Origin of the sequence: Dyadobacter sp. CY356 (assembly GCF_021440195.1) — a bacterium.
Classification (GTDB): Bacteria; Bacteroidota; Bacteroidia; order Cytophagales; family Spirosomataceae; genus Dyadobacter.
On record NZ_JAJTSZ010000005.1, the window covers coordinates 314,471 to 332,520 of the forward strand.

Sequence of the window (18,050 nt, forward strand, 5' to 3'; positions counted from 1 at the left end):
TTATGCGTTATCTTCGTATTACATTACAAATTCAAATACGTACAAATCAAAATTTCCAGGCTTACAAAGATATATATTAGAAAGTAAAGAACCTGACTCCGGTTTAGATTGATTCCAAAATAAGTTAGCACCACAGACAAACCCGGCAAAATAAATGACAACTCCATTAGAACAAAAATCGACAATCCATGAAATAAAGACACGTTTTGACAATGATGTCGAACGTTTCAGCAAGCTCGAAACCGGCCAGCAGGCAACCATTGACGCGCCTCTGGTACTCGATCTGGTTGCCCGGACTGCCGCTTTACATTTAAAACCGAATGATAGTATTCTGGATATTGGCTGCGGTGCAGGAAATTTTACATTGCGCGTTTTGCAGGAAGTTCATCCCTTGGCCTGTCATTTGGCAGATCTCAGCCAACCAATGCTGGAAAGAGCAAGCGAACGAATCGAAAACGCAGGAGTTAATTACGTCCAGACTTATCAATCAGATCTGCGTGATCTGGATTTTGAAGAAAACGCTTTCGACTGTATTCTGGCAGGTGCCGTTTTACACCATCTTCGTGATGATGAGGATTGGCGGGAGACCTTTGAAAAATTATATAACTGGCTAAAACCGGGCGGGAGAATTTATGTATCTGATCTTGTTTCCTTTGATGAACCGGGCGTTCATAAACTGATGTGGAAACGGTATGGTGATTACCTGGAATCTTTGGGCGGCTAAGACTATAAAGAAAAAGTCTTCACCTATATTGATAAGGAAGACTCTCCGCGTTCTTTGCCGTTTCAGCTTGGTTTGCTGCGTTATTCCGGCTTTTCTCATTATGATATTCTTCACCGTAACAGCGTTTTTGCCTGCTATTACGGTGAAAAATGATTTTAAAAAGTGCTGATCAAAACTCAGCGCTTTTTGGATATCTTGGGAAAGGAATCACATCACGGATGTTGCCCATTCCGGTTACGAACAAAACAAGACGTTCAAAACCCAGACCGAAACCGGAGTGTGGTGCCGTCCCGAATTTACGTGTTTCAAGGTACCACCAGATCGTTTCCGGGTCAATTCCTACTTCGTGCACGCGTTCAAGCAATTTCTCATAATTGTCTTCACGCTGACTTCCACCAATAATTTCCCCAATACCCGGGAAAAGAACGTCCATTGCGCGAACCGTTTTTCCATCATCATCAAGTTTCATGTAGAACGATTTGATTTCACGCGGATAGTTGGTCAGGATAACCGGTTTTTTGAAATGTTTTTCAACCAGGTAACGCTCGTGTTCGCTGGACAAATCAATTCCCCAGCCTACCGGATACTGGAATTTCTTTTCTTTATGTGGTTTTGATTTTAAAAGAATATCGATCGCTTCGGTGTAAGTCAGACGCTCAAAGGCATTTTCAACAACAAAATTCAGTTTTTCCAAAAGAGGGATTGAACGTTCGTTTTGTGGTTTGTTTTTATCTTCGTCTGCCAAACGGTTTTCAAGGAAAGCCAGATCATCTTTGCAGTTTTCCAGTGCATACGTGATGACCGTCTTGATGAAATCCTCGGCAAGATCCATATTATCTTCCAGCTCGAAGAAAGCCATTTCAGGCTCGATCATCCAGAATTCTGCAAGGTGACGTGTTGTATTAGAATTTTCAGCACGGAAAGTTGGCCCGAAAGTATATATTTTCGAAAGTGCCATCGCTCCTAATTCCCCTTCCAATTGTCCGGATACCGTCAGGTTCGCTTCTCTTCCAAAAAAGTCTTCCTTAAAGTTAATCGCTCCTTCATCCGTTCTGGGCAATTTGTCCAGATCCAGCGTTGTTACGCGGAACATTTCACCAGCACCTTCCGCATCAGAAGCTGTGATGATGGGTGTATGTAAATAGAAAAATCCTCTGTCGTTGTAATATTTATGAACTGCAAAAGCGAGCGCGTGGCGAATACGCAAAATCGCGCTGAAAGTATTCGTACGCGGACGCAAATGCGCGATTTCACGTAAGAATTCCAGCGAATGTCTTTTTGGCTGCAAAGGATAAGAATCCACATCCGCCGTTCCATAAACAAATATGTCATCAATTTTAACTTCCACAGCCTGACCTGAACCCTGAGATTCAACAAGCTGGCCTGTTATTTTTAGACAGGAACCCGTGGTTACAGTCAGCAAAAGCTCAGCAGAGAATTGACCCGGAGCGGCAACGGCCTGAATATTATGGATGGTTGATCCGTCGTTAAGCGCAATGAAAATCGCGTTTTTACTTTCACGTTTCGTACGTACCCAACCTTTCAGGGTAACGGATTGTCCATCCGGAGTCTGTTGTAATAATTCTTTGATCTGTAAAGGTCCCATCTTACTATAAATTCAATCCTTATATAAAACTCAAACTTCCAATTTTTCTGAGGCGCAAAATTACAAAATACACTACGAAAACCTATTCTTACATGCCAACTTACTTTTATGTTCAAAAAGGGCATTGACCAAAGCGGTTTATGGCTTAATTTTGTTCTTAGCAAACTATGACTAACGCATATCCAATTTTGAATACCCGCATCGCCACATTTTTGTCCGTAGTATTTCACCCACTGATCATCACTACGTATCTTTTCGCTGTTCTTTTTCTGATCACACCCGAGCTGGCCGGTGTCAGTGCTTTGGAACTTCCGGGACTGGGCAGCCTGCTTCTTTTGATTTTTTTAAATACGTTTGTCGCACCGACAATCATCATATATTATTTCTACCGGCTGGGCATTATCAGCACTTTACATGTAGATTCTTTGCGTGAAAGACGACTCCCCTATCTGGCATCGGCCATTATTTATGCGATTGCTACTTATTTATTTGGATGGAAATTGCAGCCGATCGCAGAACTGGCACCTCAAATTTCAATTCTTCTTGGAAGTGTTACCGTATCTCTCATCATCGTCGGCATCGTCAGTTTATCCTGGAAAATAAGTGCTCACGCTACCGGAATGGGCGGTGCAATCGGTATTCTTGCCAGTTTAATTATTCGTTTTGAAGAACACTTGTTACTTACCCCCTTACTGATTGCCGTATTAATCAGCGGTTTTTTATTAAGCGCCAGACTTTATCTGAATGCCCATACCCCGGGACAAATACTGGCCGGTTTGGCTTGCGGACTTTCTGTCAGCAGTGCAGCGGTTTATTTTTTATTTTGAGAAAAACCATTAAAAACAGTCAGAAGTTTAACAATTTATTTTGCCTATATTAAGTCCCTGATCAATATATATCCGGACTATGGGTACTTTTCAAAATCTTATTTTCAATAATAACGATGGTATTGTCAGGATCAGCCTGAACAGACCGGAAGTACATAATGCCCTCTCACTAAACTTAATCAGAGAAATTACCGAGGCCATTGAGGAAGCTTGTGCAGATCCCTCTGTGCGGGTTATCATTTTAACCGGTGAGGGTGAAAAGGCATTTTGCTCGGGAGCTGATTTGAAAGCTGCCATGGAATCGGGAAAAACCGCAGGAGAAATGCTTCGCGACGGTTACAACCCTATGATTGAAGCCATAAGGAATATTCCAAAACCCGTTATTTGCAGACTGAACGGATTAGCCGTTGGTGCCGGATGCTCATTGGCCCTTGCCTGCGATTTGGTTATTGCCAGCGAGGATTCTTATTTAAGCCAGATGTTTGTGCATATCGGATTGATGCCGGATGCAGGAGCGTCTTTCTTTTTGCCAAGATTGATAGGAATGGCCAGAGCTTTTGAATTATCCTCAACCGGACGAAAAATTTATGCCCCCGAGGCTGTTCAAATCGGATTAATCAGCAGATCAGTTCCAAAAGAAAAACTGGACGAAGCCGTGGAAGAAGCAGTTTCTTATTACCGCCATGCACCTACCAAAGCGATTGGGGCTATGAAAAAAGTTTTTAACCAGTCGTTTCAATCCAGTTTGAACGAAATTCTGAATCTGGAAATGGAAAATCAGGATTTATTATATCATACCAAAGACGCGGCCGAAGGAATTGCATCTTTTTTACAAAAGAAAAAACCTGATTACCAGGGTAAATAAAAATCAATAGGAAAAATTATCAATATTTTTCTTTCCAGGATTTGCATAAACCAAACCCATCTGTTACCTTTGCAGTCCAATTCAAGGGACGGATTTGTAGCTCAATTGGATAGAGCACCTCACTACGGATGAGGAGGTTTGGGGTTCGAATCCCTACAAGTCCACGAAAAGCACTTATCAGACATGATAAGTGCTTTTTACTGAAAAGAAAAAATCTTGATTCGGGGAGTGGCGCAGCCCGGTAGCGCATCTGGTTTGGGACCAGAGGGTCGCAGGTTCGAATCCTGTCTCCCCGACAAAAAAAGAAACACTTGACATTGATTTGTCAGGTGTTTTTTGGTTTTAAGAGTTTCTTAACTTTTAAGTTAAAAACTTATCTGCTCAACTGGTTTATCCGTAAATTGCATTATAAGTCTTAATAATCCGGATCATGAATCTTCTGAAATGATTTACCTTGATAATAACGCCACTACCCGCATTGATCCAAGAGTTTTGGAAACGATGATGCCATACCTGACAGACAATTTTGCAAATGCTGCCTCCACACATACTTTTGGCTTGGGAGCCAATGATGCGGTAAAAATTGCCCGCCAACAGGTAGCGGATTTAATTAATGCACGAACAGAGGAAATTGTCTTTACTTCCGGTTCTACGGAGGCCATTAATTTGGCCATAAAGGGTGTTGCGGAAAACTATCAAAACAAAGGAAAACACATTGTAACTGTTCAGACCGAACATTCTGCCGTGCTTGACGTTTGTCGTTATCTTGAAACTAAAGGTTTTGAAGTAACCTATCTCCCAGTACAAACGGACGGATTATTGGATATTGAAGTTCTAAAATCCTCATTACGACCAGACACAATTTTGGTATCCGTTATGCTGGTAAACAATGAAACAGGCGTAATCCAGGATGTTCAAACAATATCAGAAATTGCACATCAAGCCGGCGCTCTATTTATGACGGATGCCACACAAGCCGTTGGCAAATTACCTGTTGACGTGGATAAGCTAGGCATTGACCTGATGCCCTTATCGGCACATAAATTTTATGGACCAAAAGGCGTGGGCGCATTATTTGTGCGGCAGCGGCGTCCGTGGCGTATCAAATTGGAAGCCTTGTTACACGGTGGCGGACATGAAGGCGGAAAACGCTCAGGCACCTTAAATGTAGCAGGAATTGCAGGATTAGGGAAAGCTGCTGAGTTGGCTAAAAAAGAAATGAAAGATGATTCCGCCAGAATAGGCGCTTTGCGTGACATGCTTGAATCAAGCCTTCTTCAAATTGAAGGTACCAGAATCAACGGAAACCGCGAGAACCGGTTATACAATGTTACCAATATTCTTTTTGAGGGCTGCGATTCTGATGCGCTGATTATTGGCCTGAACGATATTTCTGTTTCCAATGGCTCTGCCTGTACCTCTGCATCCATTGAGCCTTCGCATGTGCTTTTAGCGCATGGACTTTCTGAAATGGAGGCTTTTTCTTGTTTAAGGTTTAGCTTGGGGCGGTTTAATGAGGTTGAAGAAGTGGCCAGTGTGGCAGGGAATGTTAAGCAGGTGGTTGAGGGGTTGCGGGCGATGGTAACAAAATAATAATTAACAAAGCTAACTAATATATGAGCGTCTATCCATTTATAAACTCAGTGTTATTTATCATTGATGGATTTTTTATGAAATTTTCTATTCGTTGTGTCAAAAAGTAATCAAATTGATTTTTGTCTCCTTTTGAATAACCTACAAACTTTATATACTCGCTCATATCCATCACATGAATAGAAATTTTCGTTCTTAACATAGCTTGCAATATGGTATTTAAAGTCTCTTTCCAGTCACCAAATGGCAATAACTCTGAAACCAATATAATTCCATGAAGCAATAAGGCGCGTTCGAATATAATTTCCTTGTTATCGACTGAGAAAATAGACTGACCGCGAGTTATCGTTCTAGTAGCACCAATTAGTTGCTTAATCCCCTTTGAAATATCCTTATTCAAATTTGCAACTTTTCTACTCATAGAAATGTCCGCAGAAGTATTTAATATACCCAATGCCTTTGCTTCAATAAGAAAAATACCATATTCCGAGTAGGCGAAAATGTCTATCAGCTCTCGCTTATGTGCTTTGCTTCAAATTTGTGGACTTCTCCAGACACACTCACTAAATAAGGATTCCATCAGGACCATTGCTTCCAACTCAAGAGTTTTTCCTTCAAACAATTCCGAGATTTTAATTTCAGCATCTTCGTTAATACCAAAGAATTTATTCTGAACAATTTGCCAATTACGAATACTTGCACATACAACAAGAATCTCGATTGGTTTTGGAGTTAAAGAAAATGAATAGTTGATACCAAGGCTAAATTGAAAGTTGTCTAGCGATTGTCTGAGGATATTGTCAAAATCTCCTTTATATAATGTTTTAGGATTACCAAGTAGAGAATGGACGTCATGTTTATCTCGAATATTAAATGTCACCATACCCAATACTTGGCAAACATTAATTTCATGATAGAAGTGAATCTCTACTTGTTCAAGATGCATTATCTTAGCAATCGATAGATGTTCATCTAAGAATCTTTGAACATTGCAAATTGATAGGTAATGTACCTGGTCATCATATATCCTAAGACCTGTATGCGAAATATTGAGATTTTGATTTTTATCACGACCGAAAACAAACTCAATACTACAACCCTTCAATAGCGCTTTTATGGAAGCCGATGGCACCTTCACCATAATTTTCGATCCGTATTCATCGCTTATATACCAAATACCAGCGCTTTCATGTTGTAGTTCTCGGAAAATTCTTTCGTGCTTATACATTATATCATAACTTGAAATGGTATAGCTCTAATTCATAATTATATAAGCATTTAAATTCGAACCTTGGTAAGAGATATAATGGACGAATAGCATAAGATTTATAAATATGATTATCCTTTAAAAACATTCCTTCTGTGCCAAATGAAGTTTTCCACATTTGGCCAAAAGTTATGATCCTTGGGTAGACCAATCGTCTTTTCATCAAACTTCCTTATTGAATAATCACTTTCTCCCTCACTAAACACTTTCGAGACGCGCACCTGGTAATTCTCATCAATGGAAATTAATCCCCGATCAAATGCCCGGTGCAAATTTGGACATAAAGCAATTCCATTAGAAACTGTATCGTTATAACTTTCAGAGAATGGTACTATATGGCATGCATCAATAAGAGATATTTGTAAAGTGACGTCAATTCTCATTCCTGAAATGCAACAAGTATTATTATAGATTTTAGGGATCTCTCGTTTAAATACTCCTCCACGAATAAAAATTTCCTCATCTTCCTGCTGTTTTAGAAGCGTCTGAATCTCTCTTTTATATTCCTCGGCTGGTTCATATAGAATTTTTTCCTCAATTGCATCGTACTTATTTTTAATATAATTGGATGTTTCCGTGAGTAAGTGCTTGGTCTCTGGAAAATATTCGTCTAACAGAAATTGCATTAGCACTTCATTAGTATCCGTATTTTTCATTAGAAGAAATAGATCGTCATCCAGAAAAGCATAATCCACGGCTGCGTTCAGACCAGAAAAACTTTTGATTGCAGATTTAATCGTAAGTAATATTTCGTAACCTGACTTTGGTACTAATTTCCAAAAAGACTGACTCGAAAGGTGATAGAAGGGAAGAAAAAACTTACAATGATGGTTTGTTGAAGAAACCAAAACACTCCAGTTAGCATTAAATAATGATACGATTTCCGGAGTAATAAAAATTTTATTTTGCTGAATCAAAGAACTTCGAACAGCTTGTAGGATTGAGAGTAACAGAATCGGTTTATGAGGAGCTAACCCATGTGACCTGTCAATTCTTAGTTTTTTGAATACGAGAAGATACTTTTGTAATGGAGAAGTCAACTTAACGATGAGTAATATTCTAATTATATAGTAACAAATTTCTTATCCGCTAGCTCCTTTCGATCAATGTAATTATCAAGCAAGTTTTCAATATCATTTTGCATTCCTCTTTTCTTAACCATAATCGACTTGCTTTTCACCAATTTAACTGCTTGCTGAATAATGTCAAAATGTTCAGGCTCGTTAATGCAAACTTCTCTTAAAAGCTGCTCCTCTTCGCGCATCTTCAAAACACGTTTACTCATATCGATATGTGTATTGAATATGCTATTGTAGATATCGGCAACGCTATTTCGGAAAAGCCCTTCTCTATACCAAATTACTTGTATAGCAATAAGTTCCTGATGAGATATTAGCTGCAACGTTTCGCCTTGTTCCTGCTGGATTTCATATTGTGCATATAAAAGCTTTCTCAGCATCGTAGCCCGAACGTCTTCAACATAAGGCCCCCAGGTTTCTTCATCCTCCACATTCTTAGCCTCAAAGCGGCGGCGTTTTTCCCGGTTTTCCCGTATGTCTCTGGATTCCAACAAATAGTCTCTGAACTCCACCAAAGGAAGCATCCATTCTTCACCGTTACCTATAAGTCCTTCCATGGACTTGTCACGTTTTACCACGGTACATACCCAGCATCCAAAACGGCTATTACCACAACTAGGTGTGCTTTCGTCTATTACCAAAGGACAATCGCCGGAATTTGCATTTTTATACAAGGTAACCAACTCTTTATGTGTGCCGCCCCACGGAGGTGACACCTGCATAAGATATTGCCAAAGCTCACTGGTTTCCATATCGCTGATCGGCGCATAGACAAAGGCATTAGGCAACATGTGCTTACGTAATCTCTGCCCTTTTAGCGCATGTTTCTTCATGGACCGCGAACGGGTTGAACTTTCATCCGTTCTTGTGCCTAAAAGAATAATTACTTCACCTCGCTCATCAATTTTACTTTTGATAAATTGAGTAGTGGGATTGATTTTCAATCTTTCGGTACACCATCTAAATGAATTGTTGGGAGCCGGATAACCCTTTCCTATTAAATTCACCCAAAACGTATCCTCTAATCTTGGAGTCGTCCGTTGCACTTTAATTGGTAACCCCTGCTCAACCGCAGCAATCTCAATCCTTTTAAGCGTCGATTCAATAAATTTGACAATTCTTGGGTTTTCTACAAGCGTATCGTTACAAACAACATATATCTCCCTGGTTCTCAATTGTTCAGGGGCTTTTTTTAATGCATTCCAGATTAATTGTAAGAGAAGCGTAGAATCCTTTCCTCCGCTAAAACCAATAACCCAGGGACGAGCATTTTCGTCATATAGGTATTGATCAAGGATTTCGCTTTCAATAAATGGTACTTTAATAGACATGAATTCGGCAATTAATAATAATATGCAAATTAGCAAAATTTAATGTGCAAAGTGCAAGAAACAAGTATACCTTCGGCTACTTGAAAGATTTAATATAGTATAAGGAGAAGAAAGCAAGAGATAATTTATGCTTCCAACTAAGTACAACCGTAACGAGAAAATTACCTCACCAACAAAACCGTTCCGTTTCTAGTCACAGTTTCTCCACCAGTTGTAATGGCTTCCATTTTCCAAACGTAAACACCGCTATCAGATTTGATCCCTTTTATTTTTCCATCCCAACCTTCGTTCAGTTGTTTTGAAAAATAAATTATTTCGCCCCAGCGGTTGTAAATTCTTAGGTAATTAAGGGAAGCTATACTACTGGCAATGGGCAGCAACACTTCATTTTTACCATCACCATCAGGGGTAAATATATCAGGAAGTGTTATTAACGGAGGAGGAATTACTGTCAATACGACTTTTCCAGACCCGCTGCATCCCTGCGGTGTGCTCAATGTTATAGAGTATAGCTGACTTGTATTGAGCGTTGCGACTGGATTTGAGATGGACGGATTATTCAGACCATAGGGCGGCGCCCAGCTGTAACTTACGCCCGCTATACCCGCAAGCTGCTGCGAAGATGAAGTAAGTTGAAAAGGTTTATTGGCTGGTATCTCGGAATCTGGTGTGTTTATTACCTGAATTTCAGGAATAACCGTTATTGTGACGGTATCTGTGGACTTGCAATTTTTATCTGTTGCGGTAATAATGTATTGGGTATTTTGTTGAGGTGACGCCATAGGTTCCAGTGCAGTAGCATCATCAAGCCCTGTGGCCGGAGTCCACGCATAACTTGCGACGTTTGTTGTAGTAAGCAATTTTATTTCCTGGCCGAAACAAATTGTCGTATCAGCCAGGGTTTTCAACTGAATTGTCCCATTAAGTTTAACTTTCACCAGCGTATCATTGATACAGCCGTTGTAATCCTTCACAAAAATTTTGTAGTCTTTGGCCGTAACATTAAAAATGTTTGAGGCCTGGAAATTCACCGAATCAATGGAATATTGAAAAGGAGAAACTCCCCCAACCGGATTTACAGTCATTGTAGCATTGCCATCACATTTTTTGTCATCTAAAACCGTCGCCAGATCCATGAATGAAACATGTGTAACCTTGGTATTGACGATTTCCTTACCACATACTTCATTTCTCACGGTAAGTGTTATTTTCTTACCACCTTCCGAATTCCAATGTATAACATAAGGCCCCTTTCCCGATCCACTTATAACCGTTGCACCATCAAAATCCCACTGAAAAGAATATCCTGTTGATGATGGCAATACGCCCGTATAAGCCACTTTTATGTTTTTGTTGCTGCATGTTAAGCTTGGATCAATTGAAAAATCCGCACTCACATTGATGTTGGCGGTGCTGCAAATACTCCGGTAAACAGATGACACAGCAGATTGGGAAGAATAGTAATTTGTAAATAACAAATAAGCAAAGTTGGCCTCGCCAGACTCACAGGAAATTTGATCATCGTCACGAAAAATATAGATCGGTACTCCTGTCTTACCGATAAATCTTTTGCCGCTGTCGTTGTAAGAAACAAAAAGTTTGTCATTGACATAAACGTCCATAACATCAGTTTGTCCATTCCGGGTGAAGGTGAGTAAATAATATTTATCCAACTTAAAATAAGGGCATTCACCAACAATTCCTGTTGGATAAAAATCCAGACAACGATCAGCTGAACCGCCTGGATTTTTGAAATAAATCCCTTCATCCAGTTGTCCGTTTGAAAAATCAATAATCCGCGACAGGGTTTTGCCCCAGTTCGTATTCTTGATATACATTTGAATCGTGTAGGTTTCTGAAACAGTTCCTTCTGTATTGGCATACATAAGTCCGTAATTCAGATTGGTGTGATAAACGGTCCGGGAAATCTGGCAATCCAGATTGTCTATGACAAAAGAGCCAGGTGAAGCACCCAATGTGCAGCTGCCAAGGGCGTTTGCCTGTGTCAAATCAGATGCACAGGCGGGTTGGGATACGCTAAAATTATTAATAAACCGATATGCATCTTCTACATTTTGCGCCGGGCAAATGATATGCAGAAGCAGAAAGATCATAGTTTGTAAAAATCCCGACTTCATATCGACAACGCCATGGGCATGATTACAAGTTAACGTTGAGTGACTTCAAAACTAAACTTCAAATAATTCTTTCTACAAATTATTTGAAGTTTTCAATTTAATGCGGGGATCGGTCTCAGATTTAAAATATACCTGAATGTGGCTGCACTTATTGGAATTCCCTTTCTGCTATTGCTTTTACTGCACGTTCCAGAATCTCTTTATCTTCCGTGATCCGTTTTACCATTTTTGCGGCTTCGGCATAAACGCTCATGGGGTGTTGAGGAACAAAATCTTTATCCATTTCAACCATAGGTACTTTTAGCCGCGCATGTTTGATACTTTCAAGGTGGTCTATGGAAACATAACTTAATTCTGTATGCCCCTGGCCAAGATCACAAAGTCCGAACGCAATGTTGTTGGCCGGATCGAGCTCAGATAAAAGCCAGATTGCCTTACCATATTGTGAATATAATTTAACTACCGGCGCATGATCTTTTCCAAGCTCATTCTGAACTTCGAAAGCATTCTGAATCATGATCGCTCTAAGATCTTCTGAAATCATTTTTGACATACTCCAAATATAACAGCTGAAGCATTATTTGACAATTAATATTAATGTCAAGTTTTGAAAATTCAAAGCAAGACGAATTGACAATAAAAAAAGAGGTCTAATGAAGGACCTCTGTATAAATTCCGGAATTTTCATTCCGCATATTTAAAAAAAATTAGTTTTTAACCATATCGATCAAAAACTGCGCCAGTTTTTCAACCTGATTTTTATCCTTCGACAAAATAAAGGTCTGCCATAAACCTGTAAAATTTGCGGCTATAAATTCCGCAAGAAGCTTCGGATCCTTATCCGCCGAAATTTCACCCTGTGCTTTGGCATCTGTTAAAAGCTGTTCAAAAAAATCAACGATATCTTTCCAGTTATTCTTGATAATGGAATGAACACTCTGATCCACAGCCGCAAGCTCAAAAGTTGAATTGACCGCCATACAACACTTTCCAGTATTGACTGTCGCTTCTACGGCACTCCGGATCATATTTTCAACACGCTCCATCGGTGAGGTCCCCGACGCAGCTTCCTTATGCTCTTTTAACTTTTCAGCGGCATAATTACCAAGACACTGTAAATATAAACTATGCTTGTCGCCATATGTATCATATATACTACCCCTGTTCAGGCCCATGGTCTGTACGAGGTCTTCCATCGAAGTTGCGTTGTATCCTTTTTCCCAAAAAAGATCACGCGCCTTTTCCATTCTTTCTTCCGGATCAAACTCCTTTTTTCGTGCCATAACACAAATATACCTTCTTGAACGATTGTTCTAAAATTATTTTACTACTTAGGAACAATTGTTCCTGAATTTTGGTGCAATATATTTTAAAAGATGTAAAAATATGCCGGGATAATTAATTATCGACTATTATTAAAACAAAAAATCAGGCTGTGAGCCTGATTTAGAGCATTTTCCGGTAAGAAAATTTTAAAGGTAGGAATAGATAAAATCTTAAAAAATCATGGCTAACCAGAATTATTATTTGCCAAGTCCCCAGTTTTTGTTGGGTTTTGGACCCATTTCAAGTTCCAGCGTTCCGCCGGCAACAAGTTGTTCATGTGTAAAAGTGGGAACGTTCAGAACCTTGCCGTCAAATTTTGCACTCAGGATATATTTGTTGACCACTGAACTATGGTTGGCAATTACTTTAAAATGTTTTCCATTTGGCAAAGCAATGGATACTTTTTCAAAAACCGGACTCCCGATTGTATATTCGGGCCGGCCGGGTGTGATTGGATAAAAACCCATGGAAGAAAATACAACGAAGGCCGTCATACCACCACCATCCTCATCACCCGGAATACCAAAAATGTTATCCTTGAACCATACGTCCAGTAGAAAACGGATTCTCTTTTGCGTTTTCCAGGGCGAATCAGTAAAATTGTATAAATACGGAATGTGAAAACTTGGCTCATTTCCCATTGAATACTGACCAACCAAGCCTGTTGCATCAGGGAATTTTCCCCAGAATTCATATTTACTTCTGCCCAGATCTTCACGGTATAGCTGATCCAGACCATTTTCAAATTGTTTTTTTCCACCCATCAATCCGATCAATCCCGGGATATCATGCTGAACCTGCCATTTGTAGGTATAGCCGTTGTTTTCATCGTAATATTCACGACCACCCATACCACCATCAAATTTAGGATCGATAGAAACCCAGGCACCTTTGCTGTCCCTTGGTATGAACATGTTTTTCTCAGTGTTCCAAAGCTTTTTATAGTTCAGTGCCCGGACATTGAAAGTTTTATAATCTTCCGTTTTACCAAGATCTTTTGCAAGTTCACCCACAGCCCAATCATCATAACTTCCACCCAAAGTCACGGCTACTGCCTGACGTTTTTCAAAAGGATCAACTAGTTTTACAGTTTCTTTTTCATCTTTTCTCAAAGCCGGGAAAAATCCTTTGGTTCGATAAATATCGTCCAGTTCGCATTTCGGGCCGTTTTTCCAGGGAAGCATCGTGGCTTCGGTAGCATTCTTATACATACCGGAATATGCTTTTGAAACATCAAAATTGCGCAGTCCTTTTCTATATCCATCTAAAAAAGTAACCGAAGAATGAAAGCCATTCATACAGGCATGATCACCAAAAAGCACCGGAAATGTTGGCATCCAGCCACTTTGGTCATACATGCTTACAAATGAATTCAGCATGTCTTCTTCCTGGGCCGGATTTAAAATAATTCTCAAAGGATGGTGCGCCAGATAGGTATCCCAGGTCCAGTCGTCCACATAAAAAGGGCGATTGCTGGTATGTATTTTTTTATCAAAACCGCTGTAATACTGATTGTCCTCGGAGATATCAACCATGCGCTCGTAAGTCCGGTAAAGGGAAGAATAAAAACTTCGTTTCTGACCTTCCGTTCCACCTTCAACCTGAATCTGGTTTATCATGTCTGACCAAGCTTTTTCACCTTTTTTCTTTAATTCATCAAAACCTGTTGACTTTAATTCTGTTTCAAAATTCTTTTTTGCCTGTTCAGGACTGATATATGAAATGGCATATTTCAATTCGATTTTCCCGTTTTGGTTATCAGGAAAACTAATCCAGGCTTTGGCGTTTTTACCTTTAATCGTTTGTTCTGTTGATATTTTATCGTTTTGTAAAATTCCGGCCGTCCCCTTTTCACTGAAAATGCCATACATGTAAACCGGAATATCGCCGTGATAGATTTCAGTTGCCGTGATCTCATTTCCGGAAATAAATTTCCAGGAACCTTCTCCCTCATTGTATAGATTTAACAAAAGACTTTTAGACGCTTTTTCAGGAAATTCGAAAAGAAAAATTCCTGTTTTCTTGCCTGGTGTAAATTCAACGGTTACTTCATCATCGACAAGATAAGTTGAATAATACCAGGGCTGCGTTACTTCCAGATCATGGTCATAAGCAAGTTTTTGTTTCCAGCCGGCCGCAGTTACCGGGTTTACTGAAGGTTTTATCGAAAAAGCCTGTCCGAGGCGATGGGAAACTACGATGAGCGGAAAACTTGAAATCTGATCATCCATATAATCCTTGCGTTCGGGGTACATCCGGACCATCTGATTTGGAAGTTGAATCGTAGGTCTGGTTGGTTCCAAAAGCTGACCCACATTTCCAACACGCAGATCTACATATTTTAGATTATCTGAAACGTTTTTTTGTGCATGTGCATTTACGTAAATACAAAAAACCAGTGGCAGTAAAAGAGGTACTCTAAAATTTTTGAAGGGGGAAATCATGTAATACTAAATTTTATTAATTGTAATGTTGCTTATAATTTGAAGAATTTCTGCTTTGTTGAATTCATTGATAACTTCGCTTCCTCTTTTTTATCTATTTGCGCTGTTATTAAAACCACTAACTATTGTTTAACTTTAAATCAATAATTTCATATTATGATTGAAGTAGTGCGCTAATTTAGAATTGACCCATTAAAAAATAATTAATAATTGATTAACAAGACCCTTAATGAATGCCTGGAGGGAATTTTAATTTTATTTCTCTCTACCTTATACCTATGAAATTTAGATTTCTTGCCCTTTTATTAACTTCCATTCTCATTCCCGGCTTGTTTCGTTTTTGCCAGGCTCAATCCTATGGCCTCGGCTTTGACAGCTTCGAAGTGGTTCAGGACAAAAGAACTGGTCTGGATTTAAGTCCGGGTAATACTTTTTGTTTTGATAAGGATTTTGAATTATCCTTCGAGCTTTCTTTTCTGGCAAACAAAAAAACTTATTTCGGATATATCGTAAGACTGATTGAAAACGATAAACAGAATATCGATCTGATTTATGATAACAGTGTGAGAAACCAACACTTCAAATTAGTAATCGGCGATAAATTTTCTCCTGTTTCCTTTGACTTTCTAGGTAATGATCTTTTTAAAAAATGGAACAGGATTACGTTGAAATTTAATAAAGACAAGAAAAATATTCAGGTTGTTTATGGCGATAAAAGTTTTATTCAGCCCATAAAATTTTCGGACAAAGGTTGTTTCAAAATTCTATTTGGTGCCAATCAATATAAAGAATTCAAGTCCACGGATGTACCTCCGATGAAGATCCGGAATATCTCCATTATTGAAAATAAACAGCAAAAATATCGTTGGGCACTGGACGAAACGGATGGGTTAAAAGCAACAGAAGAAATTCAGAAGAAAGATGGCCTGACTATAAATCCGGTTTGGATTCGAAAATTGCATTACGAATGGCAGTTGGTACGGACGCTGAGTATGCAGGATTTTGTTAAAACAGGTTTTGATCAACGGCAGGGCAATCTATTTTTCATGTCTAAAGATTCCTTGGTCAGCTATAATACAGCCGCAGACAGCTTGCGGATTGTGAAATTTAAGGATCAAAAACAATCATTATTTATTGACAATCAAATACTGTTTGATGATACGAGTAACAAATTATTTAACATTTTCATCGACGAGCAGCAGGTTTCATCTTTCGATATAAAAAACCGGAGCTGGGATAAGATCGGAATAATATCAGCTCCAAAAAGAAATTTCCTTCACGCCAATAAATTTTATTCGGCACAGGATTCCTCCATTTATATTTTGGGAGGTTATGGACATCTTGCTTATAAAAACGATGTGCAGAGATATCATGTACCATCAGCAAAATGGGAAAATATTAAGCTGAAAGATTCGGTTTTCACACCGAGATATCTGGCCGCACTTGGTACGACAAAAAATGGCGCATACATTCTTGGCGGTTATGGAAGCTCCACCGGACAACAAATGTTAAATCCCCGAAACTGGTATGATCTGCTCTTTTTTGATACAAAAACACAAAATTTCAAAAAGATCTATGAGCTGAAAACACCAGAGGAAGATTTTGTCTTTGGAAATTCTTTAATCATTAATGAAAAGGACAGCAGTTATTATGCCCTTATTTTTCCAAAAAACAAGTTTAATTCGGAATTGCAGCTTATTAAAGGATCACTGACTCATCCGGGTTTTACGGCTGTCGGATCCAGAATTCCTTACCAGTTTGTTGATATTCAGTCTTTCGCTGACTTGTTTTTTGATACGTTAAGCGGGCGTTTTATTGCCGTAACCTTATATCAGGCCGAAGATAACCAGACAAAAATTGGTGTTTACTCGCTTTATTCTCCACCACTTGCATCAATAAAACCTGTTGCGGTGATAGAAGCGGACAACTACAAAACCGTTTGGATCGCAGCCGGTTGTATCATGCTGGCATTGCTTGCTTTCGGATATTTCAAATATGCTAAAAAGGATACAAAATCCGTAATCCCTGTTTTGGCGACAGAACCAGAAGTTATGCCGTCCATCATTGCTGAGCCCGCAGTTCTTTCAGCTTTGAAAGGAATGGTGACTGAGGAAAAGACGGTTTCTCCGCAGGGCAACGTATTTTTGTTTGGTAATCTTCAATTGTTTGATGAAGATGGTAATGAAATCACCAAGCAGTTTAGCCCGCTTGTGAAAGAGTTATTTCTGGTCATACTGCTCTACTCGATCCGTTGGGAAGGTATCAGTTCTGAGAAATTGAAGGAGCTGCTCTGGTTTGATAAATCGTCAGAAAGTGCCCGTAACAATCGCTCTGTCAATATTGCCAAATTGAAAGGGATTTTGGATAAAATGAAATATTGCCAGGTTTCAAAAGAAACCGGCTACTGGAAAATCAAAATCGATTATGATAAAATCCATGTGGACTATATGCATTATCTGTCCATTATTGGAAATAAGCAGGCACTTAACAAGGACAGTATCACAGAACTGGCAGAAATTACTAAACGCGGGAATTTCCTGTCTAATGTTGAATATGAATGGCTTGACAATTTTAAATCTGAAATTTCAAATGAAATTGTCGATACCTATTTACGTTTCGCGGCTACTGTAAAGATTTCTGATGATCCGGAATTTCTGATTAAACTGTCCAATTATATTTTCTACTTTGATGCGGTTAACGAGGAAGCCATGATCATCAAATGCAAAGCGCTGGCTCATTTAGGGAAACATTCCCTGGCAAAAACTACCTACGAGAATTTTGCAAGAGAATATAATCGTATTTACGGTGAAGATTTCCAGAAAGATATGCCGGAGGTGCTGCAATCCTGAA

The 18,050-nt window shown here is 39.3% G+C and carries 14 protein-coding genes and 2 tRNA genes; 7 read left to right on the forward strand and 9 right to left on the reverse strand.

Annotation, left to right across the window (positions count from 1 at the left end; all coding sequences use genetic code 11):
* The first annotated feature begins 154 nt into the window (after window positions 1–154).
* Window positions 155–724, forward strand: coding sequence for a class I SAM-dependent methyltransferase (locus LXL81_RS17970; protein WP_234648158.1), 570 nt, complete (start codon window positions 155–157; stop codon window positions 722–724).
* Window positions 725–893: 169 nt separating this feature from the next.
* Here the strand turns inward: LXL81_RS17970 and asnS are convergent, their stop codons facing one another.
* Window positions 894–2,330 carry an asparagine--tRNA ligase gene (asnS, locus tag LXL81_RS17975; RefSeq protein ID WP_234648159.1) on the reverse strand — a complete coding sequence of 479 codons (1,437 nt, stop codon included), beginning with the start codon at window positions 2,328–2,330 and terminating at the stop codon, window positions 894–896.
* A gap of 167 nt (window positions 2,331–2,497) precedes the next feature.
* Here asnS and LXL81_RS17980 point away from each other — a divergent pair, with 167 nt between their 5' ends.
* From LXL81_RS17980 to LXL81_RS18000, 5 genes are all read left to right on the forward strand, one after another.
* Window positions 2,498–3,157 carry a hypothetical protein gene (locus LXL81_RS17980; protein WP_234648160.1) on the forward strand — a complete coding sequence of 220 codons (660 nt, stop codon included), beginning with the start codon at window positions 2,498–2,500 and terminating at the stop codon, window positions 3,155–3,157.
* 79 nt (window positions 3,158–3,236) lie between these two features.
* On the forward strand, window positions 3,237–4,022 hold the full coding sequence (locus LXL81_RS17985) for an enoyl-CoA hydratase/isomerase family protein (protein ID WP_234648161.1): 786 nt from the start codon (window positions 3,237–3,239) through the stop codon (window positions 4,020–4,022).
* A gap of 90 nt (window positions 4,023–4,112) precedes the next feature.
* Window positions 4,113–4,186 (forward strand) — tRNA-Arg (locus LXL81_RS17990).
* A gap of 58 nt (window positions 4,187–4,244) precedes the next feature.
* Window positions 4,245–4,318 (forward strand) — tRNA-Pro (locus LXL81_RS17995).
* A gap of 148 nt (window positions 4,319–4,466) precedes the next feature.
* A complete protein-coding gene (locus LXL81_RS18000; RefSeq protein ID WP_234648162.1) occupies window positions 4,467–5,615 on the forward strand; it encodes a cysteine desulfurase family protein in 1,149 nt (382 codons plus the stop codon).
* Between the two features lie 31 nt (window positions 5,616–5,646).
* On the opposite strand, the gene LXL81_RS18005 is transcribed toward LXL81_RS18000, so the two are convergent.
* The 8 genes from LXL81_RS18005 to LXL81_RS18040 all read right to left on the reverse strand — a co-directional run bounded on the left by LXL81_RS18005 (window position 5,647) and on the right by LXL81_RS18040 (window position 15,200).
* Complete coding sequence (locus LXL81_RS18005; RefSeq protein ID WP_234648163.1) at window positions 5,647–6,036, reverse strand: hypothetical protein; 390 nt, start codon at window positions 6,034–6,036, stop codon at window positions 5,647–5,649.
* Between the two features lie 111 nt (window positions 6,037–6,147).
* On the reverse strand, window positions 6,148–6,843 hold the full coding sequence (locus tag LXL81_RS18010) for a hypothetical protein (protein WP_234648164.1): 696 nt from the start codon (window positions 6,841–6,843) through the stop codon (window positions 6,148–6,150).
* Window positions 6,844–6,953: 110 nt separating this feature from the next.
* Window positions 6,954–7,922: an HNH endonuclease gene (locus tag LXL81_RS18015; protein WP_234648165.1), complete on the reverse strand. Its 969-nt coding sequence runs from the start codon at window positions 7,920–7,922 to the stop codon at window positions 6,954–6,956.
* Window positions 7,923–7,945: 23 nt separating this feature from the next.
* Entirely contained in the window at window positions 7,946–9,328 is a 1,383-nt protein-coding gene (dndC, locus tag LXL81_RS18020; protein WP_234648166.1) for a DNA phosphorothioation system sulfurtransferase DndC, read from the reverse strand.
* Between the two features lie 125 nt (window positions 9,329–9,453).
* Complete coding sequence (locus tag LXL81_RS18025) at window positions 9,454–11,406, reverse strand: gliding motility-associated C-terminal domain-containing protein (RefSeq protein ID WP_234648167.1); 1,953 nt, start codon at window positions 11,404–11,406, stop codon at window positions 9,454–9,456.
* Between the two features lie 172 nt (window positions 11,407–11,578).
* On the reverse strand, window positions 11,579–11,974 hold the full coding sequence (locus LXL81_RS18030; protein WP_234648168.1) for a DUF2958 domain-containing protein: 396 nt from the start codon (window positions 11,972–11,974) through the stop codon (window positions 11,579–11,581).
* A gap of 163 nt (window positions 11,975–12,137) precedes the next feature.
* On the reverse strand, window positions 12,138–12,713 hold the full coding sequence (locus LXL81_RS18035) for a TetR/AcrR family transcriptional regulator (RefSeq protein WP_234648169.1): 576 nt from the start codon (window positions 12,711–12,713) through the stop codon (window positions 12,138–12,140).
* Between the two features lie 240 nt (window positions 12,714–12,953).
* The gene (locus tag LXL81_RS18040; protein WP_234648170.1) at window positions 12,954–15,200 is read right to left on the reverse strand and encodes a GH92 family glycosyl hydrolase; all 2,247 of its coding nucleotides are present in this window, start codon (window positions 15,198–15,200) and stop codon (window positions 12,954–12,956) included.
* 278 nt (window positions 15,201–15,478) lie between these two features.
* Between LXL81_RS18040 and LXL81_RS18045 the strand changes: the two genes are divergently transcribed.
* A complete protein-coding gene (locus tag LXL81_RS18045) occupies window positions 15,479–18,049 on the forward strand; it encodes a galactose oxidase (protein WP_234648171.1) in 2,571 nt (856 codons plus the stop codon).
* Window position 18,050 lies beyond the last annotated feature (1 nt).